We start from the raw sequence: 21,721 nt of genomic DNA on the forward strand, positions 1-21,721 counted from the left end.
GTGCTTTAGCTTTCTATTTTTTCTTTTTAATTTTCACTTAACACTTGAAATAAAGTAAGTTTGTAACATCGCCCATTATACGTAGTCTAATCGTTTAGTTAAAGTAAAAATGGCGCAAAAAGAGGCACTATTTAAGGAAATTTTTGATCAAAATAGCAAGAAGGTTTATCACCTTTGTTATGGTTATACCGGAGATAGTGACTCGGCCAATGATCTTATGCAGGAAACCTTTATCAAGGTTTGGCAAAACCTTGATAAGTTTAGAAATCAATCGCAATTATCTACTTGGATTTATCGTATTGCCGTAAACACTTGTCTATCTTATTTACGCGTTGAAAAAAGAAAAGCAACCGATGAGATCAACGAGCGGATTATCGAAACAAAAGCAGAAGATGTTTCAGAAAAACAGGAACAAGTCAATCAACTCTATAAATGCATTTCGCAATTAGAAGAAAATGAACGGATTATTATCACTATGGTATTAGATGAGATACCCTATCAAGAAATTGCCGACATATCCGGGATATCCGAGGGGAATCTTCGGGTAAAAATACATCGCATTAAAAATAAGCTAACTGAAATTTATAATCGTCATGAAAGATTTTAATGAATTAAAACAGCTTTGGCATGTGCAGCAGGAACATGATGGTGTTAGCTACAATGCTATCCGAAATACGATAAAACAAACAAAGAATAAATATACGGCAAAACTTTTGAGCCATGTTATTAGTGTTGCAGTCATCGTACTGATAACCTTTTATATTTTTATTACTATACCATTTTATACCTGGACCACCCAACTTTCTATGCTGATTGTACTCATATGTTTAGTTTATTACATGCTTATTCAAATAAAGGATTATCGTGCTATCCATAACAGCGAAAATCTTCTAAATAAACCGGAAGTTTATATTTCCTATTTACAAGCATACAAAAAACATCGTTACAAACTCAACACTCAAAATTATACGGTTTATACCGTTTGCCTATCCGTAGCATTTGCACTATACCTCATAGAAATGTCTTTCTATGTCTCTCGAATGACCTTAATTATATTTGTTGTAGCAACTGTCATTTGGTTTCTCATCTGCTACTTTGTATTGATGAAAGTATATATTAGAAAGGAAAGTGAAAAGCTACAAGAACTTATCAATAAATTAAAAGATTTAAAAGATCAATTTGTGGAGTGATGAGCTATGAGTATCGCCCCTTTTTATTAAGTTTGCGCCGATGATCGAAATATTTACCGATGGCGCTTCAAGTGGCAATCCTGGGCCGGGAGGATATGGGGTTATCTTAAAAGCCGGAAAATACTATAAAGAGTTAGCAGAAGGGTTTAGAAAAACAACCAATAACCGCATGGAACTGCTAGCCGTTATCAAAGGTTTGGAAGCCTTAAAAAAACCTGGAAATGAAGTCACGATCTATTCCGATTCAAAATATGTGGTAGATGCCGTTGAAAAAAAATGGGTGTTTGGATGGCTTAATAAAGGGTTTGCAGGAAAAAAAAACAGTGATCTCTGGTTGCGCTTTTTACAGGTATATAAATTACATCAGGTAAAATTTGTTTGGGTAAAAGGTCATGCTGGTCATCCGGAAAATGAACGCTGCGATCAGCTAGCGGTAAAAGCAGGACAAGATAGACAGCGTCATCAAATCGATACCGTTTTTGAGCAAGAGGCTAATAAATTATGATTACTCAATACCCAGCAACATAACGATTCATCACCTCTTCTATTCCCCAAAAACCAATTCGCCAAAAAATTCGGGTAAATGAAAGTTTGGTTCTGGTGCGTCAATGGCATTCCAAGAAAGGAAATGCGGGACAGGTAAATCATCACCACATTTATAGAAGTTTCCCGTACATTTTTTTCCTTTAATCGTCTCTAATTGATCATAAACAAAAGTATTAAACGGAATATGAATGAATAGATCCCACGTAAAATCTCCCTTCTTGCCGTGGATGGTAGCATCCGTTTCAATAGCTTCAATAAGCACCTCGGGCAAAAAAATTCTGGAAGCCTTGTCTGATTGGCCATAGCCTGCCAAGACAGTGCCTATACCGTTAAACTCAAAATTGTAATAGTTTTCCTGATCCCATGAAATAAAAAACTCTACACAACTATCTTTATAAACCGGTTCATTAATCCCTGTATAACAAGCTTTAAAACAGCGTTCATTAACCTGATATTGGAGTATAATGCCATCCAGATTATGAGCTATCTTAAAAACCACTGCCGGTGTATAAGGGTATACTTGCCAATTTACACGAGCTATAGGGTGACTTTCAAATTTACGCAGGCTTTCTCGAAGCGCTACCCCCGATGAATTTAGGTTAATGTCCGATACGTAAGGAATGATCAACTGCATGATTAAGTATTTCAAGTAAGGTAAACGTTCGCTTCCTTTTCTACAATATTTCGTAATAAAGATTCGTGTTGCTCAATTTCACTGACCAATTTCATCTGTGCCCTTGTTCGTTGAAGATTATGCTCTGAATGACTTATTTTATAATAGGTATCCCCATTTAAATAATCGGTCAGAAAACGTACCATTTGCATATAAGGTAATAATAAAACGCCATCTACTAGCGATTTCACCTCCATAGGATAGAGAAAATGGTGAGCTGTTTCCAAATAACCTTCCGTATAGGCTTGAAATAAGGAAATATTTAATTGCACTTTGTTGAGGTCTTCCTCATCTTCTGCAGCTGTATTAATAATGGTACGTATAGCATCGCCAAAATCATAAGCAATATAACCCGGCATCACCGTGTCCAAATCGATGACACATTGTGCTTCATCCTGACGATTGAGCAGCACATTATTAAACTTGGTATCGTTATGGGTTATACGCAAAGGAATCTGTGATTTCGCAGCCATATGAAGGACAGTATTCATTTTGTTTTCCCGCTCTAAAATGAAATCGATCTCTTGGTCGACGTTAGACGCCCGCTTCACTGCATCCTTGTGCAAGGCTTCCCTAAAGTCCCTTAATCTGCTGGCAATATTTAAAAAGTTGGGAATGACTTCGTAAATATCACGCGGGTTGAGATCGGCCAGCATCGCTTGAAATTGACCGAATGCCCTCCCACCTTCCCGAGCTTGTTGGGTTGTCTCTACAATATCGTACGTTTTCGTATCTTCAATAAGAATGAAGATCCTCCAATAACGATTGTCCTCATCTTTATGGTATAACTTGCCTTCCTTTGTCGAAATAAGCGTTAATACCCTACGTTCAATGTCTTGTACGCCATCCAAAGCTAATTTCTCCTTAATATGCTTACATACCATTGCAATATTCTTCATTAGATGATCAATATCCTTAAATACATGGTTATTAATTCGCTGAAGCATATAATTTGGCCCATCATTCGTATCGGTAACAATTTTATACGTATCATTAATATGCCCTGTACCAAAAGGCATGATCTGGACAGGTTTACCCGATATCGCAAAAAAATTCACTATAGGTAAAAATGCTAACGCGTTATTATTTGTATTGGTCATTAATATACGTTTAAAATTTTAAGCTGATAATCATTAAAATTACAACAAACGGCTAGTTTTTGTAATTTTCTGCAATATGCAAAAATGAAAAACAACTTCATACATAATTAAAAACACAACCGATTGCGCAATTTTTTGAAAATAGAGCAATCGGTTGCATGGTTTTTTATTGGATTGTTTTTTATATGTTTGTTCAGTGCATGTGTTTTTCATAAAGAAAGCCCACGCGTTAGTACCTAATAATCAAAACAATACCTAATGAATAGAAGGAGTTTTATTAAATCAGGATCAATGGCCGCCGCAGCAACTGGCATTTTATCACACACGACTGCTCTGGCACAAGGGAAAAGCAAGATTCGTTTAGCTTTTATAGGTGTAGGCATGCGTGGACGAAACCATGTAGCATTAGCGCTTAGAAGAGATGATATCGACGTTGTTGCAATATGTGACACACAAGAAAGTTCGCTGGCAAGCTGTAGAAAACAATTCCAAAAAGCAAATAAAAAATTACCTAAAGAGTATACAGGAGGTGAAGACGCCTATAAGAAAATGCTCGATCAGGAGAAATTAGATGCTGTTGTCATCGCTACACCTTGGCAATTTCATAAGCCTCAAGCAGTAGATGCCATGAAAGCAGGTTTATATGTTGGCTGCGAAGTAATTGCTGGTTTGACGGTAGACGATCACTGGGAAGTAGTAAAAACATCAGAACAAACCGGAAAGCCCTATATGACGTTGGAGAATGTTTGTTATCGCCGCGATGTGATGGCCGTTCTTAACATGGTGAGGCAGCAGCTTTTCGGTGAGCTGATTCACTTAGAAGGTGGTTACCAGCATGATCTACGAGGAGTACTGTTCAATAATGGCACACAACCTTATGGAGGGGGTGTGGAATATGGACCAAAGGCTTTTAGTGAAGCACAATGGCGTACCCAGTTTAATATTGATCAAGATGGGGATCTATATCCTACTCATGGTTTAGGCCCGCTCATGCACTATACAAAAATCAACCACGGTAATCGCATGACGAATATGGTGTCTTTTTCAAGCAAAGCAAGAGGATTGGCTGATTATGTGCAAAAACAGTCGCCAGGTCATCCCAATGCGAAAATCCATTATAAAAATGGGGATGTCACTACGACATTGATCAATTGCGCCAATGGAGAAACCCTTTTATTATCACATGATGTCCATTTACCTAGGCCCTATTCACTAGGTTTTAGGGTACAAGGAACTGACGGACTGTGGATGGATGTAAGTAACACCATCTATATTGAAGGAAAATCGGCTAAGGATGATGTATGGGATAATGCTGACGAATGGTTAAAAAAGTATGATCACCCCCTATGGGCAAAATACGCCAATGATGCAGCTGGAGCTGGACACGGTGGAATGGATTGGTTTGTGTTTAACGGTTTTATTGAAGCGGTTAAACAAAATAGGCAAACGCCAATTGATGTCTACGATTCCGTTTCGATGAGCGTCATTACACCTTTGTCTACCCAATCTTTAGCTGAAGGAAATAAATCAGTTGAAATTCCTGATTTTACGAATGGAAAATGGAAAGAACGCAAAGATGTGTTCGCATTAGATGATAGTGGCTTCTAAAAAGAAGTCATGGTGTTTGGATAATTGGTTGGCTGTGGAGCAAAGGTTCCACAGCTTTTTTATTTCGTCTAATCTTGATGATTTATTGATTACGAGCAATTGACAAGGGAAACTCAAAAATTAGTTACCTTTGCCGCATGATTTCGAATGAGGTTCCAACAGATGGCTCTCTTCTTCCATTGATGGAAGAATTTTATACCATTCAGGGTGAAGGTTACCATACCGGGAAGGCAGCTTATTTTATACGTTTAGGGGGCTGCGATGTAGGCTGCCATTGGTGTGATGTAAAAGAAAGTTGGGACGCCAATGTACATCCTTTGACAAAGGCCGATACCATCATCGATCATGCGGCACAATATCCTGCAAAAACAGTGGTTATTACTGGTGGAGAACCGTTGATTTATAATCTTGATTATCTAACCAAGGGCTTGCATAAAGCGGGTATAAAAACCTTTATGGAAACTTCTGGAGCATATCCATTGAGTGGTGAATGGGATTGGATATGCTTATCGCCTAAAAAATTTAAAGCCCCCTTACCTGAAGTAATCGAGGCTGCCGGTGAATTAAAAGTCATTGTTTTCAATAAAAGCGACTTCGCTTGGGGGGAAACCTATGCGAAGCAAATGCCTGCAGGAAAGAAATTATACCTCCAACCAGAATGGTCAAAAGCCCAGCAAATGACACCATTGATTATTGACTATGTAAAGGCTCATCCTCAATGGGAAATATCATTACAAACACATAAATATTTGAATATTCCATAACCTAAAAAACAACACTATGGCTTGGGTTTACCTTGTAATTGCAGGACTGTTTGAGATCGGTTTTACTTCTTGCTTAAAATTGTCTAATAATTTTAGTAATGTGAAGTGGTCTATTGGTTTTTTTGTCTGTATCATATGTAGCTTTCTGTTACTAAATAAAGCTATTCAACATATTCCTATCGGTACGGGGTATGCTGTTTGGACCGGTATTGGGGCCGTAGGAACAGCTATTGTAGGCATAATATGGTATAAGGAACCTGCTGATTTTTGGCGATTGTTTTTTATTTTTACCCTGATCGCCTCTATTATTGGATTAAAGGTTGTAGCAAAATAAATCGGAAGATATTACGAGGTATTTAAAAATTAAAATGACTATCAGACAAATCACCAAGAGGAGTTTAAACACCTCATCTTAACCGCAGCGGAAGACCCATTAAACAAACAACTGTCTATCTACTAGTATTCGTTTTAAAGGCATTGATGAGCTCCCTACGGTCGGTTTGACTATGCTCGATATGACGAATGAGGCGCTTCACTCAATATAACGAGAAGTGTTACGTTTCTTAGGTGAACTCCCCGATAGTCATCAAAATCAATATCAGTTAGCCGTTTCTACAAGCGCATGTTCTTTTGCAGACAGATATCGCTCTGCCTCTAAAGCAGCCATACAACCACTGCCTGCAGCAGTTACAGCCTGCCTATAAATATGATCTTGTACATCGCCTGCAGCAAACACTCCTTCTATATTGGTTTGGGTACTGTCCGCTTTTGTCAATAAATAGCCAGATTCATCCATATCCAACCATCCAGCAAAAATCTCTGTATTTGGTTTATGGCCAATAGCTACAAAAAATCCGGTGATATTGAGGATGCGTTGCTCCTTCGTTTGATTATTCATCACCCGTAAACCATTGACAGTTTTACCATCTCCTAAGATTTCCTCTGCCTCTGTATTGTAATGGATTTCAATATTTGGTGTATTGAATACCCTATGTTGCATAGCCTTAGAAGCTCGGAATTCATCCCGTCTTACCAGCATATGTACTTTATTACAAAGTTTTGCGAGATAAGTCGCTTCTTCAGCAGCTGTATCTCCTGCGCCTACAATGGCAACATCCTGCCCTTTAAAAAAGAAACCATCACACACCGCACAAGCGGAGACACCAAAACCGTTATACTTTTGTTCACTAGGTAGACCAAGCCATTTTGCTGTAGCACCAGTGGCTATAATTACAGTATCAGCATAGATAATCTTGATTTCATCAATGGTAACCTTATGGATCGGACCAGAAAAATCTACCGCCGTTGCGTATCCAAAACGGATGTCCGTACCAAACCGTTCTGCTTGTTTTCTAAAATCCTCCATCATTTCCGGTCCCATAATACCGGCCGGATAACCTGGAAAATTCTCTACATCAGTTGTTTGCGTCAATTGCCCTCCAGGAACTATTCCGGTATACAATACCGGTTTCAAATCAGCACGTGCCGCATAAATTGCTGCAGTATAACCCGCTGGGCCCGAACCTATAATTAAGCACTTAACGTGTTCTATTTCTTCAGCCATGTAATTTGTGTTTTTTGATGCAAAGATACGGATTCTCCTAAAGCCTTGCGTTTATCATTTGTAAATTTCCTAGCGCTCTTTAACTGCTGTTTTTAGGTATGCGTTGCCACTTGAGTTGCGGGTTGTGCGTCAACACTCGCTCTATGTTCATTTTCATTAACTAATTATCAAAATTGGCCAATCATTTCATTAGCTAATACCTACGTCTGTATTACCCCTACGTTAAAGGGCTCTGTTACTGGACATTGATTGGCCGCCTCAATACCCATCGATACAATCTGCCTGGTATCCAACGGGTCAATAATGCCATCTATCCATAAACGCGCGGCAGCGTAATAGGGTGTCGTTTGTTTATGGTATTTAGCTTTTATATCATTTAAAAGTTCCTCTTCTACCTGTTCACTCAATTGTTCCCCTCGCGACTTTAAAGTTGCTTTCTGTATTTGCAATAACGTTTTGGCTGCTTGTTCTCCTCCCATTACGGCTATTTTGGCCGATGGCCAAGCATAAATTAAACGCGGATCATAAGCCTTTCCGCACATGGCGTAGTTACCTGCTCCATAAGAGTTGCCAACGATAAATGTAAATTTCGGAACTACCGAATTGGCCACAACATTTACCATCTTGGCCCCATCTTTAATAATACCTCCTTGTTCGGATTTGCTACCCACCATGAAACCTGTTACATCTTGCAAAAAGACCAAGGGAATCTTTTTTTGATTACAGTTCATTATAAATCTAGTTGCCTTATCGGCCGCATCAGAGTAAATCACCCCACCAATTTGCATTTCCCCCTTTTTGCTTTTAACCACTTTCCGCTGATTGGCTACAATGCCTACTGCCCAACCATCAATTCGGGCCAAACCACAGATGATACTTTTACCATATAGGGCTTTATATTCTTCAAAGTCGGAATGATCTACTAAACGCAAAATGATATCCAACATATCATAAGGCTTTTCCCTTGAATCGGGAAGTAACCCATAAATTGCTTCGCTATCCAAAGCGGGTAAGACTGGTTTTACACGATTAAATCCAGCAGTAAGCGGTGCTCCGATTTTAGAGATGATATTTTTAATATTATCCAAGCAACTTTTCTCGTCCGGACATTTATAATCCGTGACACCCGATATTTCACAATGCGTCGTTGCCCCACCAAGAATTTCATTCGTCACGTCCTCACCAATAGCCGATTTCACCAAATAAGATCCCGCCAGAAATACAGAGCCCGTTCCATCGACAATCATGGCTTCGTCACTCATAATCGGTAAATAGGCTCCGCCAGCCACACAAGCTCCCATAATAGCTGCTATTTGCACGATACCTTGGCTGCTCATGCGTGCATTATTTCTAAAGATTCGTCCAAAATGCTCTTTATCCGGAAAAATTTCATCTTGCAGGGGTAAATAAACACCAGCCGAATCGACCAAATAGATAATCGGTAAACGGTTTTCCAGGGCTATTTCCTGTGCTCTAAGATTTTTCTTTGCGGTTATTGGAAACCATGCACCCGCTTTTACCGTAGCGTCATTCGCAACGACAATACATTGCCGGTTTGCAATGTACCCTATCACTACAACAACACCAGCAGAAGGGCAACTACCTTGTTCTGGATAAAGATCCTCGCCAGCCAATGCTCCAATTTCCAATGAAGGTTTATCACGATCGAGTAAATAGGCAATACGTTCTCTTGCCAATAGTTTGCCTTTTTCCTGTTGCTTTTTAGCAGCCTCCGCCCCCCCGCCTAAGAAAACTTGCTTTAAACGACTTTTTAGCTTATAAACAGCCTGCTTATTAGCATCTTCATGCTTATTAAAATCAAGGTTCATAATCGATATATTGAGTCCTCTATCCGTCAGGCCGATAGCGTATCTATTTTTTGGCCATTGTCCTTTTTGTAATGGATTATTAGAGGTGTTGATTAACCAATTTAGATTCTAAAACGATGCGTTGTCCGTCTGTTAAACTCGTATCCTCTGTTCCACCTGCTACATTTTTGTCGATTAAGTCGAACAACATTTGTAACGCCAAAGCACCTTGCTTTCCGGGAAACTGTTCTATGGAAGCCATCGGCGGATTTTCCATATATTTCCAAATGGGATAGTTAGCATAACTAATAAAGAAAATATCCTGATTTACCGTTAATCCTTTTTTTCTAACAGCATTCATGGCATCTAAGGTAACATAATCATTAAAAGAAATGACAGCAGATGGCCTAGTGCTCAGATTAAGCAATTCGAGTACAGCTTGTTCATTACCTTTTTCAGACAGATCGGTATATACGATATAATCTTTGTTTAAAGAGATATTATGGTTAGCTAACGCTTCGACAAAGGCTTCTTCGCGTTCTTTGCTTGCTGGTAAGTGGGCCGGACCGTTAATAAATGCAATTGCGTGATGACCACATGAAACAAAGGTATCGATTGCTTCATGCATACCCGTTTTTAAATTGCTTACAATAGCATTCGTATGGACCAAATCGGGTACGCAATCGAAAAAAACAACGGGTATTCCTGCTTGCTGCAAGACAGCTATATAATCAAATTCACGAGTATTCTTTGCAGATGATAAAATAATGCCATCGACACGATGTCCTTTCATCGTATTAATAATGCGCAGCTCGCGTTCAGGGTCATCTAAAGACTGGCCAAGAATGACCGTATAGTTATTGCTGTTGGCTAAATTTTCAATTTCGCTGATCGCTGCAGAAAAAAAAGCTTCGGATAGGCTAGGTAAAATGACACCAATGGTAAAGGTTTTCCGCTGCTTAAAGAAGATAGCTGTTCTATTCGGTTCATAATTTAATTCCTCTGCTAGCTTTTTAACACGCATAGTGGTTACCAAACCGATACTTGGATGATCATTAAGGGCCCTGGAAACCGTTGATGTAGAAATTTTTAATCGTTTGGCGATTTCTTTAATAGTTGGTTGTTTGCCTTTATTCATAAATATCAAGAATTAAACGCCCTATTATCAGGCAGAACAGCGATTGTAATATAAACATATTAAAATCTAATAGCAAGTTACGAAATCTTTTACTGAATATCGCAATGCTAAGAATTATGCAAGCTAACTAACTGTATTTTTTAAAATAGAACCTGTTTATTTTACTTTTTCACCGCGAAAAAAGGTAACAAAACCGAAGAGCGCAGCGATGAGCTCATGAACCGAGTGAACCGAGTTCATGAATACCATTGATAGCAAACACGAATAATACCCTAAAGTAAAAACCATTTTATTCATAAAAGCTCTCGCGATAGAGAATTGCTTCAAAGGTAGTGCCTCCCAATGCAAACCGCAAACGCTAAGGCGGTTTTTAAGCAGAACGAAGATTATCTACCAAGCAAGCAGGAGCGTAAATATATTCCATAAACCACTGTCGTTAAATAAGGTAATACACACATCTTAACCGATGTGGTTATGCTTCGAATTAAGGAATTTTTGTATAGGTAAGTAATCTACCTGATGCTCTAAATCTGTATCTTTTATCGTATCTTCCTTTCCAAAAAGAAGTACATCTGCTAATTCAAGATGATTTTCCTGTAATATAGGTATTAATGGCTGCTGATATCCTTGAATAACCAATTCATCATAAAAATACGTTTTAATAGCTTTAGCAAGTTCACCCCAAGCCAGTTGTTTTAGTTTATTGAGCTGCATCAGCGGATTTCCTTTAGTTAAAATAAACACCCGTTTCCCTGCTGAGACAATTGCTTTTAAAAGGTTTTCTACCTCTCCAAATAAAAGTAAGGGTAAAGGTAATTTTGCCTGGACATGTAAGCGATTAAATTGCGCCCGATAGTTAGCATCAATCCCAAAGGCGTCTGCGGCTCGATCAAAAATACCTGCGGCACCATGGTATGTATAAGCTTTTTGAAAAAAAGCGACTAGATCCTCTGCTGGTGGTACCGTTTCGGTATATTCCAACAAATGGGCAAAGAGATAATATACCTGTAAAAGATAATCACGTTCGGGATACAATACATCGTCCAATTCAAAAATAAATGCCTTTTTATGCGAATCTAATTCCTTATATGTTAGTATCTCCATTTAATCACTTTCAAGACAACAAAAAAATAGGTCTTCCCCTGAATCAGCGACCAAACACACTCCTGATCGATCGTCTAAAGCAATAGCTTCTTTTTCCGACTGAAAACGCTTTCCTCTCAAAACCAATACAGGCTGCATGACTTTATCTGGATTTGCGACGAACGAGACTTCTTTTAACGCTTCTAATGAAGGAACAGCCACTTGTATACCATACTCTTCAAACAGCACTTTGCTTTCGGCCAATGATCTAATTTCTTCCTTCCTTAGCGGAACAATAACCTCGATATCAGCATTTAGCGCCAGCTTCAATAATTCGTGGCTAAAGGTTGGACTACGGTAAAAGGGAATGACCTGGTATTTTCCGCTTTTTACCAATACTTCCGGTATCGCAATAGCATCTCCGAAAATGATTTCATTACCTTCCGGAATTGAACGGGCTACGCGTTGTGCAAAGGCACTCATTCCCCCAGTGATCAATAGCTTCATTTTCAAAAAAATTAAATCACGCAGCCGTCCTTCATGTGCACGGTACGATCAGAGATTTCAGCAAGGTGTTCATTATGGGTAACGATTACAAACGTTTGCTGCAGTTGGTTTCTAAGTTCAACAAAAAGGTGATGAAGAGCTGTTGCATTTTCAGAATCTAAATTTCCTGAAGGTTCGTCAGCTAAAATAACTTCCGGATTGTTCATTAACGCCCGAGCAACGGCAACCCGCTGTTGCTCTCCTCCTGATAATGTAGTTGGTTTATGATCTGCGCGACTGCCAATATTAAGCATCTCCAACAGCATTTTAGCACGCTTCTCGGCTGCTTTTTTGTCCTCCCCCGCTATAAAAGCTGGGATACAAATATTTTCTAAAGCAGTAAATTCAGGTAAGAGGTGATGAAATTGAAAGATAAAACCAATATGTGCGTTACGGAAAGCGCTTAACTTGGTTGTAGACAGTTTGGACAGATCGGTACCATTCAATAGAACGGTACCTTTATCGGGCATATCTAGAGAACCGAGAATGTGGAGAAAAGTACTTTTACCAGCACCCGAAGCTCCGACAATACTAATAATCTCTCCTTTTTGTACTTCGAGGTCTACTCCCTTTAAAATTTGAAGCGTCCCGTAAGACTTATAAATACCATGAGCGCTCAGCATGACGCGAATATACCAATTTTAACTTGGATTCTACGCTGGGATTTATAATGAAATGCATTATCCACAATAGCCATGAAAGACCAATGGAGCCAATACTAGCAATCAATCCTCATTAAACCATTCATACAAATCCTGTGGTTTTAAAATATCCTTCTCTCGCTTGGTTAAATCCCTTTTAATCCGTCCGTTAGCTAGCTGAATAAGCCTATCGCCATACGTTAACGCTTCTTTCATGTTATGGGTAATAAACAATACGGTTAAGCGGTATTTTTGGATTAATTCGTGTGCTAGTTCCATTACTTTTTTTGCAGAACGTGGATCGAGGGCTGCTGTTGGTTCATCCAACAATAGCAACTTGACATCGTTCATAACAGTCATCAGCAAAGTTAATGCTTGTCGTTGCCCTCCACTCAATAAACCCATCGGTTGATGTATTTTATCTTCCAATCCCATACCTAATAAACGCACCTGTTCCTGAACCCGATGCGTAAACACCTGATCGGTACCGATTTTAACTTTTTTCCTTTCTCCCCGCAAGGCGGCTAACCTAAAGTTATCTACTATCGATAAGTCTGGTGCAGTACCTTGTAGCGGATTTTGGAAAACCCTTGCTATCCATTTACTGCGTTTATAATCAGGCAAATTACCGATAGATTGACCATCTAAAGTTAACGCACCAGCGTCTGCTTCAAGGTTACCGGAGATTACATGCTGTAATGTACTTTTACCTGAACCATTGGCTCCCACGATTACCACAAAATCTCCTGAATTAATGGTTAGCGTTAGATTATCCAACGCTTTAATTTCATTGGGTTTATTCAAAAAAAAAGTTTTGGTTACCTGTTGTATGTTTAGCATAATTAATAAAAACGTTTTAATGAACTAAACCAATTACCAGTAGGTAAGGCAACGATGAGTAGTACAAAGCAGGAGGTCAATAGTTTGAGCAAAGTAGCATCTATACCTATACTTAACGTGAATGCAAGCACTAATTGAAAAATAATAACCCCCATCGCAACAAAAAGTAAATGAATCCCTATTTTTTCCGTAGCAAACCAACGAATGATTGCTTCTGCGATCATGACAGATCCTAAGCCACTGATAACAATTCCGATCCCCATGTTAATGTCCGTAAAGCCTTGAAATTGTGCCATTAGTGAGCCACTAAATGCAACCATCGCATTAGTCAATGCCAGTCCGATCCATTTCATAGTAGCTGTATTAACACCTAAAGAGCGAACCATTACTTCGTTATTCCCAGTTGCTCGCATGGCTATACCAAAATCGGTACGCAAGAGATAACTTAATCCGCAAATGAGCAAAAGAACCATACTCGCCGTAATCACCAGTTGGTTTAAAAGCGGATTGATATCAAAAATGGGAGTAAACAAATTAGTATAGGCTAATAAGGGGATATTGGATCGTCCAAGCAGCGTTAAATTTATCGAATACAAACCAGTCATTACTAAAATACCGGACAACAAAGCATTTATTTTTAACCGAGTATGCACCCACGCTGTCAAGGTGCCAGCAATAGCCCCACCAAAAAAAATCAAAGGTATTAAGATCGATAGTGGAACATGGTGGGTTAAGCCAACAGCGCAGATAACCGCTCCTAAGGTGTAACTTCCATCTGTAGTAATATCCGGAAAGTTAAAAATTTTCATGGTAATATAAATCCCTAATCCCATAGGAACCAAACAAAGCCCTTGAACAATAGCCGCTAAATAAAAATCCATTACGTAAACAGCAATTAATTAAAGCCTTTCAAAAGTAGCAGGAAAATTAAATCCAAAACGCGTTGCTGCAACACCATTGTATACTCGTTTACGTACTTTAACCTTTTCAATCTTCAAGGCATTCGTTTGGTGTTGTTTTAGAAAAAGAGCTGCTTGCGTTCCTGCCTGATAACCCCATTGATAAATATCCGCGCCATATGCAGCAACCGCTCCCCGCTTTACCAAACCGATTTCGCTGGTAAATACAGGAATATTATTCGTGTTACAATTATTTAAAATGGTCTCAAATGCTGCAAAAACGGTATTATCTGGATTAGCAAAAAAGGCGTCTATCTTTCTATTTAGTAATCCCCTAACAACTAATTGAGCATCTGCAGACGTGTTAAGGGGTAAAGCAACCAACTCTACACCATACCGTTTAGCCAATCCGTCCAATCGCTTATAAGCTGTTACCGATTGTTGTTCGGCTTGGTTGTAAATCATACCTATACGAAGTTTGTGCCGGCTTTTTGGTTGTACAACCTGTTGGATAATGGCAAAAGAGGTATCGATATAATTCAAATCTTCACCTACACCAAAGAGATTCTTAGGTGTTTCTTTATCCTTGGTTTTCAGGCCTAATATCTCTGGAACGGCTGTTACGCACATAAAGATAGGAACGTCTTTAATACGTTGAACGGCAGATAAAGTAGAAAGCGTAGTACTTGTACCGATGCAATCAACATCCGTTGTCTGTAAGTAGCTGACAATCTGATTCATGGTATTCATATCACCCTGCGCATTCTTATATAAAATGCGGACTGTTCCTTTGGTTTCATCATATCCAGCTGCTGTGAGCGCATCGACAAAGCCCTTGCGTGCATCCGCTATGGTAGCATCTTCAAAAGCTTCGATAAAACCCACGGTAGGTATTGCTTTATTTTTCTTCGGATTACTACACGATGTAAATCCAAGCACCAACAATAATAACACTAAAAATCTGTTATAATCCATTAGAAATATTCATTAAAACAATGTTATCTTTATATCAGCAACTAATTTAAAAAAATAAAGCAAACATCGCCCTATAGCATATCTAAATATTTATGATTAATATTATTTCCAAGCTGCCCAATTTAAATAACTCTATTTTCAGTACCATGACAGCCTTGGCCAATCAACACCAAGCTATCAATCTTTCGCAAGGCTTCCCCGACTTTGATTGTCCTAAAGCATTGGTTGACCTAACCTATAGTTACATGAAGAAGGGGTATAACCAATATGCACCCATGCACGGTGTACAACAGCTAAGAGAACGCATTGCAGAAATGGTGGAGAAACAACAACAATCCGTCTATCATCCAGATAACGAAATAACGGTGACTGCCGGGGCTACCCAAGCCATTTTTACCGCTATTGCATGTATCATACGCCCTGATGATGAAGTCATCTGTTTTGATCCAGCTTATGATTGTTACGCGCCAGCGGTAGATTTATGCGGTGGTCTAGTAAAGACAGTAAGTTTACTACCAAATGATTTCTCGATTAATTGGGATGACGTTAAAAAAGTATTTTCACATAAAACGAAGCTGATTATCATGAATACGCCGCATAACCCGACGGCACGCACATTCAGCGATGAGGACATGCAGCAACTCATCAAACTCACCCGTGGTACCGACATTTTTATTGTCAGTGATGAAGTATACGATAAGGTCGTATTTGATCATAAACAGCATATTAGTGTGGCCAATTATCCTGAACTTAAAGAACGGAGCTTTGTCATTTCATCTTTCGGAAAGATGTTCCATATAACGGGTTGGAAAGTAGGATATTGTTTAGCCCCAACTAAACTTACAACTGAATTTAGAAAGGTGCACCAATACCTCGTTTTCAGTGTCAATACCCCCATACAATATGCATTGGCCGATTTTTTGAGGCATGAAGACGCTTATTTATCGTTAGCAGACTTTTTCCAGCAAAAAAGAGATTATTTCGCCGACGCACTGGCTACAACTCCTTTTGAGGTATTGCCCTCCGGTGGATCCTATTTTTTACTGGCCAATTACGACAGGATTAGTCAAAAAAGCGATATCGAATTTACAAAAGAACTGACGATTAAACATGGTGTTGCAACGATTCCGCTTTCGGTTTTCTATAAAAACCGATTGGATAAGCACTTTATACGATTCTGTTTCGCAAAAAAACAGGAAACGTTAGAACAAGCAATTGCTCGTTTAACCAAAGTAAATGAATCATTTGGCTGAAATCATAAACAAAAAAGATTACATATTTGGCAATGTTATTGATAAACTTTAGCTATTTTAGTACAAGTGATTTTCGTTAATCGTTAGTACACAAATATTTATAATATTCTACAAATCAAATACGGTGCATTATATATGATAAATAATGTCCTATAACATATACGATATGAAATATCCATAGATATAAAGAATAAACCAGTGAGAAGAAAATTGTATTCCATGGATAAAAACAAAATATAAACAGATGAAACCTCTAAAAATAACGATATTTCAAGCTTACCTTTTTTGGGAAAATACGGAAAAAAACTTATCAAATTTAGCACTCAGACTGTCTTCATTAAAAGAAAAAACCGATCTTATCATTTTACCCGAAATGTTCAATACTGGTTTTACCATGAACGTAGCGAAATGTGCAGAAAAGATGGATGGGAAAACCATTTATTGGATGCTGGAGCAAGCGAAGAAATACGATTGCACCGTGGCTGGAAGTTTAATTATCGAAGACCAAGGACAGTATTACAACCGTTTTATTTGGATGAAACCGGATGGTTCTTTTCATAAATACGATAAGCGGCATCTGTTTTCCATGGCTGGGGAGGAAAAAGTGTTTACAGCGGGGAAAAAACGAGTAATTGTAGAGATCAATGGTTGGCGAGTTTGCCTACAAACCTGCTATGATCTCCGTTTTCCAGCCTTTAGTAGAAACCTAAATAATGTTTATGACATCTTGCTGTACATCGCGAGTTGGCCAGATGCAAGAATTGCACATTGGCGGGCTTTGATACCTGCGAGGGCTATCGAAAATCAGTCCTATGTTATCGGTGTAAACCGTGTAGGTTATGACGGCAATCAGGTTTATCATTCCGGTGCCTCTATGTGTGTAGCACCAGATGGTGGTGTGGTTTACTATAAGCCAGAGGATGAAGATTTATATACATTCACCCTTTATCCACACGATCTAAAACAGATCAGGGAAAAACTCCCTTTTATACAAGACGCAGATAAATTTGTGATGATAGATTAGCTATAAGGCTATTTGGCATACTGAATACACTTATCTAAATACTGGGACGATCTACTTTGTATTACTTATATGGTCTTTCCAAAATGATCGATTTGATCACCGCATCGCGTAGATCAAAATCGGCATTTTCTTCCTGCTGCTCATCCAGCATAAAAGGGTCCAAACGCTTAAAAGCGTGGGCATGTGCCTGATGAATTTTTCGGGCACGTTTGACTTCCTCCGCTTCATCCTTCACGTCGATCGTTTGAACGTACACCGGATGCTTTTCTTTTACCGGTTGCGTCGGGGAGCTAACAGGACCTTTTGCTATAGACTTATGTTTTGGTGGAGTTTGGACACGCTTTTTTGCCTTTTCCTGCTCCTTCTTAAAATTGGAATATACCTGAAATCCAAACACCAAGGCGGCTATAATAAAGGGTAAAACAGTTTCCATAAGGTTAAAGATAAGAATATTCATTAAATTCGCAACCTTAATTTTAATAATCGAATGCAACTTACGCGCTTAGAAATTAAAGGTTTTAAAAGTTTTGGCGATAAGATTACCATTAATTTCAACGAAGGAGTAACAGCCATTGTAGGACCAAACGGTTGTGGAAAATCAAACGTTGTGGATGCTATCCGATGGGTTCTGGGTGAACAGAAAACCAAAAATTTACGTTCCGAAAAGATGGAAAACATCATCTTTAACGGTACTAAAACGCGCAAAGCTGCTAATTTAGCTGAAGTATCCCTCTCTTTTGATAACACTAAAAACATTCTTCCCACCGAGTTCTCTCAAGTAACGATTACGCGAAAACTCTACCGCTCTGGAGAAAGTGAATACCGGTTAAACGATGTGCAATGCCGATTAAAGGATATTACCGATTTGTTTCTCGACACGGGAATTGGCAATGATTCGTATTCCATTATCGAATTGAAGATGATTGACGAGATCATCAACAACAAAGAAAATTCACGAAGAGCACTTTTTGAAGAAGCCTCAGGCATCTCCAAATATAAGGTTAGAAAAAAGCAAACCTTAACTAAACTCAAAGACACGGAGACCGATTTAAGTCGCGTCGAGGATTTATTATTTGAAATTGAGAAAAATTTAAAAACCCTAGAGAACCAAGCGAAAAAAGCAGAACGCTACTACCGGTTAAAAGCGCAATATAAAGAACTCAGTATAGCCCTTGCTTCATTTAAAATAAGTGGCTTCCGAATTTCACTAAGCGAATTAGATGAGCAACAGGCGTCGCAGGAAGATGAACGGAATAAAGTTAGTGCACAACTAGACACCTTAGAAGCTGCTTTACAAAAATTAAAACAAGAAAGTTTAACCGAAGAAAAAAATCTTTCGGTTCAGCAAAAAGCAGCCAATGAATATACGTCAAAAATACGGGCCTATGAGAGTGAAAAGAAGATCAAAAACGAACAACTACGCAATCTAAACGATAAGGAGCAACGATTGAGTAAAGAACTGGCTAATGATAAACAGCAGATTAACCATGTTCTTTATAACATGAAAAGGCTCCATGAAGAGCATTTGCTGGAACAGGAAAAACTGGATGCCATAAAACATGTTTTGCAGGATCAAAAAGCAAATGTAGATGAGTTAAGGGGGCAACAACAAACAGCGAAGGTCAAGCTAGATGATTTTATCCGTGAAAACAATCATTTGCAAAACGAAAGCTATAAATTAGAAAAGGAAATCGCCGTTTTGCATATTCAAAAAGATGCTTTATCCCAAGAAAGTGAACGCAATATTGTAGATACAGAAGCTAAAGAAATTGAGCTCAATGAATTTACCAAGGTTGTCGTTGACCTGGAAGCTCGTGTCGCTAGCCTACAGGACAACTATCAAGAAACGTTCGCTTTTGAAGAAGCGCTACAGCAACAAATAGAGCAGAAAACGTTACATATACAATCTCTCAAAGAAACGGTCATACGGGATAATAGGATATTAGACGCTAAACAGAATGAATACAACCTAACCAAGTCATTGGTAGACAATCTCGAGGGTTATCCAGAATCTATACGGTTTCTCCGTAAGAATGCCGGTTGGGCCAAATCTTATCCCTTATTATCGGATATTTTATTCTGTAAAGAAGCCTATAGAGTAGCCATCGAAAACTTTTTAGAGCCGGTGATGAACCATTATGTGGTTAATAAACAAGAAGAAGCAATAAAGGCGATCCAACTATTAGGAAGTGCTTCAAGAGGCCGTGCCAATTTCTTTATTTTAGATGGTTTGGAAGCACCAACGACAAGGGTTGACGACCTAAGAGATGAAAAGCTTATCCCCGCTTTAGCAGTGGTAGACACCGACACTCCTTATCAACCGTTGATTCAACGTCTACTCCATCAAGTGTATATATTAGACACGGAAGATGAGCACGAATTAGAGACCCCTTTACCCAAAGCACCTGTGACCATTCTTCATCGGACGGGTAAATTTGCCAAATTCCATACCGGTTTAAGCGGTGGTTCTGTTGGTTTGTTCGAAGGTAAACGCATTGGCAGAGCAAAAAACCTAGATAATCTTCATAAAGAAATCAAACAATTAAGTCAGCAACTGGAAAAAACCCAACAACTGATTGAGGAAGAGACGAGATTATTGAATGATTTAAAAGCAACGACTAAAAAAGCTTATTTAGAAGAAAGTAAGCTGCAATTGAACCGATTGAGTAATGAATTGGTGTCTGTACAGACCAAACAAGAACAATACCTTTCCTTTATTAACACTAGTAAAGACCGGAAAGTAGCTATTGAAGAGAAAATTAATGCTATTCGCGATGAGCTAGCCACGGCAGAGCCCAAGTTAGTCCGGTTACAAGAACAGCAGAAAGCCCGGGCAGAAGCACTACATTCCTTTCAGGAAAATTTCAATGAATTATCTGAACGGCTAACGACACTATCCTCTGCCTATAACCAGGAAAACATCCAATTTCATCAACAGCAAAATCGGGTTTCAGGGATAATGAAAGATTTGGAATACCGGGAAAGCCAACAAGAGAACTTAGAAAAACGTATTGCACAGTATACCGCTGAATATGAAGCTGTAAAAGAAGCCATTAAAGATACCCTACAGCATGTAGATCATTCTGACGAAGATTTAATAGCAATGTATGCGCAGAAAGAAGCATTTGAAAAAGCATTGCAGGAAGCCGAGCAACAATACTATGCTATGCGGGGAGCCATTCATAAAAAGGAAGAAGAGATTGCCTCTTTACGTAAACGTAAAGAACACATCGATATATTGGCAACAGCAATCAAAGACAAAAAAACTGGTCTTAAACTTGATCTGAATACGTTAAAAGAGCGGCTTTCGGTAGAGTTTGATGTCGATATTAATGATCTATTGGATGAAGCGCAAGCACCAACGGCAGAAAGTGAAGAAGAGCTAAAGCATCGCACCGAGAAGCTCAAAAGGCAGCTTGAAGAATTTGGCGCCATTAATTCCATGGCTTTGGAGGCTTTTCAGGAAATGAATGAACGCTATACCTTCATACAGAAAGAGCGACAGGACCTTTTTGACGCCAAAACCTCTTTACTAGAAACCATTAAGGAAATCGATGATACTGCGTGTGACAAATTTATGGCAGCATTTACGCAAGTGCGCGATCATTTTATCCATGTATTCCGATCACTGTTCAACGAAGAAGATTCATGCGATTTGGTACTCAGTAATCCCGATTTACCGCTAGAGTCCGATATCGAAATCATGGCCAGGCCGAAAGGGAAAAGGCCACTATCCATTAACCAGCTTTCGGGAGGAGAAAAAACACTTACCTCTACCGCCCTCCTATTTTCCCTGTATCTGCTAAAACCAGCCCCTTTCTGTATTTTTGATGAAGTTGATGCACCTTTAGACGACACTAATATTGATAAATTCAACCAGATCATCCGTAAATTTTCAGATCAATCCCAATTTATTATTGTTTCCCATAATAAACGAACGATTGCCAGTACAGACATTATTTATGGTGTAACCATGGTGGAACAAGGCATTTCTCGCGTCGTTGCGGTAGATATGCGGGAAGTCTAATTAGCCAATGAAATAATTAGCCAATTAGTTAATGGAGCTAGA

21 protein-coding genes are annotated in these 21,721 nt (G+C 38.9%); 9 read left to right on the forward strand and 12 right to left on the reverse strand.

The window, feature by feature from the left end; translation table 11 throughout:
- The first annotated feature begins 109 nt into the window (after window positions 1–109).
- The 3 genes from ABD930_RS07810 to rnhA are packed head-to-tail and all read left to right on the forward strand — an operon-like array spanning window position 110 to window position 1,695.
- Window positions 110–607 carry an RNA polymerase sigma factor gene (locus ABD930_RS07810; protein WP_345231160.1) on the forward strand — a complete coding sequence of 166 codons (498 nt, stop codon included), beginning with the start codon at window positions 110–112 and terminating at the stop codon, window positions 605–607.
- A complete protein-coding gene (locus ABD930_RS07815; protein WP_345231161.1) occupies window positions 594–1,190 on the forward strand; it encodes a hypothetical protein in 597 nt (198 codons plus the stop codon). The genes ABD930_RS07810 and ABD930_RS07815 overlap by 14 nt, the downstream gene beginning before the upstream one ends.
- Window positions 1,191–1,230: 40 nt before the next feature.
- On the forward strand, window positions 1,231–1,695 hold the full coding sequence (rnhA, locus tag ABD930_RS07820) for a ribonuclease HI (RefSeq protein ID WP_345231162.1): 465 nt from the start codon (window positions 1,231–1,233) through the stop codon (window positions 1,693–1,695).
- A 39-nt stretch (window positions 1,696–1,734) separates the two neighbouring features.
- On the opposite strand, the gene ABD930_RS07825 is transcribed toward rnhA, so the two are convergent.
- Both ABD930_RS07825 and ABD930_RS07830 read right to left on the reverse strand, forming a co-directional pair.
- Window positions 1,735–2,385, reverse strand: a complete 651-nt coding sequence (locus tag ABD930_RS07825; RefSeq protein ID WP_345231163.1) for a carbohydrate-binding family 9-like protein — start codon at window positions 2,383–2,385, stop codon at window positions 1,735–1,737.
- Window positions 2,382–3,509, reverse strand: coding sequence for a phosphotransferase enzyme family protein (locus ABD930_RS07830; RefSeq protein WP_345231164.1), 1,128 nt, complete (start codon window positions 3,507–3,509; stop codon window positions 2,382–2,384). Before ABD930_RS07830 ends, ABD930_RS07825 begins: the two co-directional genes overlap by 4 nt.
- A gap of 258 nt (window positions 3,510–3,767) precedes the next feature.
- Here ABD930_RS07830 and ABD930_RS07835 point away from each other — a divergent pair, with 258 nt between their 5' ends.
- The 3 genes from ABD930_RS07835 to ABD930_RS07845 all read left to right on the forward strand — a co-directional run bounded on the left by ABD930_RS07835 (window position 3,768) and on the right by ABD930_RS07845 (window position 6,215).
- On the forward strand, window positions 3,768–5,117 hold the full coding sequence (locus ABD930_RS07835; RefSeq protein WP_345231165.1) for a Gfo/Idh/MocA family protein: 1,350 nt from the start codon (window positions 3,768–3,770) through the stop codon (window positions 5,115–5,117).
- Between the two features lie 137 nt (window positions 5,118–5,254).
- A complete protein-coding gene (locus ABD930_RS07840; protein ID WP_425571113.1) occupies window positions 5,255–5,881 on the forward strand; it encodes a 7-carboxy-7-deazaguanine synthase QueE in 627 nt (208 codons plus the stop codon).
- 16 nt (window positions 5,882–5,897) lie between these two features.
- On the forward strand, window positions 5,898–6,215 hold the full coding sequence (locus tag ABD930_RS07845) for a DMT family transporter (protein ID WP_345231166.1): 318 nt from the start codon (window positions 5,898–5,900) through the stop codon (window positions 6,213–6,215).
- Window positions 6,216–6,479: 264 nt separating this feature from the next.
- On the opposite strand, the gene trxB is transcribed toward ABD930_RS07845, so the two are convergent.
- The 9 genes from trxB to ABD930_RS07890 all read right to left on the reverse strand — a co-directional run bounded on the left by trxB (window position 6,480) and on the right by ABD930_RS07890 (window position 15,375).
- The gene (trxB, locus tag ABD930_RS07850) at window positions 6,480–7,445 is read right to left on the reverse strand and encodes a thioredoxin-disulfide reductase (protein ID WP_345231167.1); all 966 of its coding nucleotides are present in this window, start codon (window positions 7,443–7,445) and stop codon (window positions 6,480–6,482) included.
- A 200-nt stretch (window positions 7,446–7,645) separates the two neighbouring features.
- Window positions 7,646–9,274 carry an acyl-CoA carboxylase subunit beta gene (locus ABD930_RS07855; RefSeq protein WP_345231168.1) on the reverse strand — a complete coding sequence of 543 codons (1,629 nt, stop codon included), beginning with the start codon at window positions 9,272–9,274 and terminating at the stop codon, window positions 7,646–7,648.
- A gap of 79 nt (window positions 9,275–9,353) precedes the next feature.
- Window positions 9,354–10,391 carry a LacI family DNA-binding transcriptional regulator gene (locus ABD930_RS07860; protein WP_345231169.1) on the reverse strand — a complete coding sequence of 346 codons (1,038 nt, stop codon included), beginning with the start codon at window positions 10,389–10,391 and terminating at the stop codon, window positions 9,354–9,356.
- A 459-nt stretch (window positions 10,392–10,850) separates the two neighbouring features.
- Window positions 10,851–11,495, reverse strand: a complete 645-nt coding sequence (locus ABD930_RS07865; RefSeq protein ID WP_345231170.1) for an HAD family hydrolase — start codon at window positions 11,493–11,495, stop codon at window positions 10,851–10,853.
- Window positions 11,496–11,981 (reverse strand): ATP-grasp domain-containing protein, encoded by a 486-nt coding sequence (locus ABD930_RS07870; RefSeq protein WP_345231171.1) that lies wholly within the window; start codon window positions 11,979–11,981, stop codon window positions 11,496–11,498.
- 11 nt (window positions 11,982–11,992) lie between these two features.
- Window positions 11,993–12,643 carry an ABC transporter ATP-binding protein gene (locus ABD930_RS07875; protein ID WP_345231172.1) on the reverse strand — a complete coding sequence of 217 codons (651 nt, stop codon included), beginning with the start codon at window positions 12,641–12,643 and terminating at the stop codon, window positions 11,993–11,995.
- A gap of 102 nt (window positions 12,644–12,745) precedes the next feature.
- On the reverse strand, window positions 12,746–13,501 hold the full coding sequence (locus ABD930_RS07880) for an ABC transporter ATP-binding protein (RefSeq protein WP_345231173.1): 756 nt from the start codon (window positions 13,499–13,501) through the stop codon (window positions 12,746–12,748).
- A gap of 2 nt (window positions 13,502–13,503) precedes the next feature.
- Window positions 13,504–14,382: an ABC transporter permease gene (locus ABD930_RS07885; protein WP_345231174.1), complete on the reverse strand. Its 879-nt coding sequence runs from the start codon at window positions 14,380–14,382 to the stop codon at window positions 13,504–13,506.
- 18 nt (window positions 14,383–14,400) lie between these two features.
- Window positions 14,401–15,375 carry an ABC transporter substrate-binding protein gene (locus tag ABD930_RS07890; RefSeq protein ID WP_345231175.1) on the reverse strand — a complete coding sequence of 325 codons (975 nt, stop codon included), beginning with the start codon at window positions 15,373–15,375 and terminating at the stop codon, window positions 14,401–14,403.
- A 92-nt stretch (window positions 15,376–15,467) separates the two neighbouring features.
- Here ABD930_RS07890 and ABD930_RS07895 point away from each other — a divergent pair, with 92 nt between their 5' ends.
- Together ABD930_RS07895 and ABD930_RS07900 are read left to right on the forward strand one after the other, a co-directional pair.
- A complete protein-coding gene (locus tag ABD930_RS07895; protein ID WP_345231176.1) occupies window positions 15,468–16,628 on the forward strand; it encodes a methionine aminotransferase in 1,161 nt (386 codons plus the stop codon).
- A 244-nt stretch (window positions 16,629–16,872) separates the two neighbouring features.
- A complete protein-coding gene (locus tag ABD930_RS07900) occupies window positions 16,873–17,652 on the forward strand; it encodes an amidohydrolase (RefSeq protein WP_345231177.1) in 780 nt (259 codons plus the stop codon).
- A gap of 61 nt (window positions 17,653–17,713) precedes the next feature.
- Here ABD930_RS07900 and ABD930_RS07905 read toward each other — a convergent pair whose 3' ends face one another.
- The gene (locus ABD930_RS07905; RefSeq protein ID WP_345231178.1) at window positions 17,714–18,085 is read right to left on the reverse strand and encodes a hypothetical protein; all 372 of its coding nucleotides are present in this window, start codon (window positions 18,083–18,085) and stop codon (window positions 17,714–17,716) included.
- A gap of 54 nt (window positions 18,086–18,139) precedes the next feature.
- Between ABD930_RS07905 and smc the strand changes: the two genes are divergently transcribed.
- Window positions 18,140–21,679: a chromosome segregation protein SMC gene (smc, locus tag ABD930_RS07910; protein ID WP_345231179.1), complete on the forward strand. Its 3,540-nt coding sequence runs from the start codon at window positions 18,140–18,142 to the stop codon at window positions 21,677–21,679.
- Window positions 21,680–21,721: the final 42 nt, after the last annotated feature.

Source organism: Olivibacter ginsenosidimutans, from assembly GCF_039542865.1.
Classification (GTDB): domain Bacteria; phylum Bacteroidota; class Bacteroidia; order Sphingobacteriales; family Sphingobacteriaceae; genus Olivibacter; species Olivibacter ginsenosidimutans.

Excerpts from the sequence above, each read along its gene's own strand:
- ABD930_RS07860 (WP_345231169.1), bottom strand. The coding sequence starts at position 10,391 with ATGAATAAAGGCAAACAACCAACTATTAAAGAAATCGCCAAACGATTA.
- rnhA (WP_345231162.1), top strand. The coding sequence starts at position 1,231 with ATGATCGAAATATTTACCGATGGCGCTTCAAGTGGCAATCCTGGGCCG.
- ABD930_RS07835 (WP_345231165.1), top strand. The coding sequence starts at position 3,768 with ATGAATAGAAGGAGTTTTATTAAATCAGGATCAATGGCCGCCGCAGCA.
- ABD930_RS07830 (WP_345231164.1), bottom strand. The coding sequence starts at position 3,509 with ATGACCAATACAAATAATAACGCGTTAGCATTTTTACCTATAGTGAAT.
- trxB (WP_345231167.1), bottom strand. The coding sequence starts at position 7,445 with ATGGCTGAAGAAATAGAACACGTTAAGTGCTTAATTATAGGTTCGGGC.
- ABD930_RS07880 (WP_345231173.1), bottom strand. The coding sequence starts at position 13,501 with ATGCTAAACATACAACAGGTAACCAAAACTTTTTTTTTGAATAAACCC.
- ABD930_RS07900 (WP_345231177.1), top strand. The coding sequence starts at position 16,873 with ATGAAACCTCTAAAAATAACGATATTTCAAGCTTACCTTTTTTGGGAA.
- ABD930_RS07870 (WP_345231171.1), bottom strand. The coding sequence starts at position 11,981 with ATGAAGCTATTGATCACTGGGGGAATGAGTGCCTTTGCACAACGCGTA.
- ABD930_RS07875 (WP_345231172.1), bottom strand. The coding sequence starts at position 12,643 with ATGCTGAGCGCTCATGGTATTTATAAGTCTTACGGGACGCTTCAAATT.
- ABD930_RS07855 (WP_345231168.1), bottom strand. The coding sequence starts at position 9,274 with ATGAACCTTGATTTTAATAAGCATGAAGATGCTAATAAGCAGGCTGTT.
- ABD930_RS07895 (WP_345231176.1), top strand. The coding sequence starts at position 15,468 with ATGATTAATATTATTTCCAAGCTGCCCAATTTAAATAACTCTATTTTC.
- ABD930_RS07845 (WP_345231166.1), top strand. The coding sequence starts at position 5,898 with ATGGCTTGGGTTTACCTTGTAATTGCAGGACTGTTTGAGATCGGTTTT.
- smc (WP_345231179.1), top strand. The coding sequence starts at position 18,140 with ATGCAACTTACGCGCTTAGAAATTAAAGGTTTTAAAAGTTTTGGCGAT.
- ABD930_RS07810 (WP_345231160.1), top strand. The coding sequence starts at position 110 with ATGGCGCAAAAAGAGGCACTATTTAAGGAAATTTTTGATCAAAATAGC.
- ABD930_RS07865 (WP_345231170.1), bottom strand. The coding sequence starts at position 11,495 with ATGGAGATACTAACATATAAGGAATTAGATTCGCATAAAAAGGCATTT.
- ABD930_RS07890 (WP_345231175.1), bottom strand. The coding sequence starts at position 15,375 with ATGGATTATAACAGATTTTTAGTGTTATTATTGTTGGTGCTTGGATTT.
- ABD930_RS07815 (WP_345231161.1), top strand. The coding sequence starts at position 594 with ATGAAAGATTTTAATGAATTAAAACAGCTTTGGCATGTGCAGCAGGAA.
- ABD930_RS07840 (WP_425571113.1), top strand. The coding sequence starts at position 5,255 with ATGATTTCGAATGAGGTTCCAACAGATGGCTCTCTTCTTCCATTGATG.
- ABD930_RS07905 (WP_345231178.1), bottom strand. The coding sequence starts at position 18,085 with ATGGAAACTGTTTTACCCTTTATTATAGCCGCCTTGGTGTTTGGATTT.
- ABD930_RS07885 (WP_345231174.1), bottom strand. The coding sequence starts at position 14,382 with ATGGATTTTTATTTAGCGGCTATTGTTCAAGGGCTTTGTTTGGTTCCT.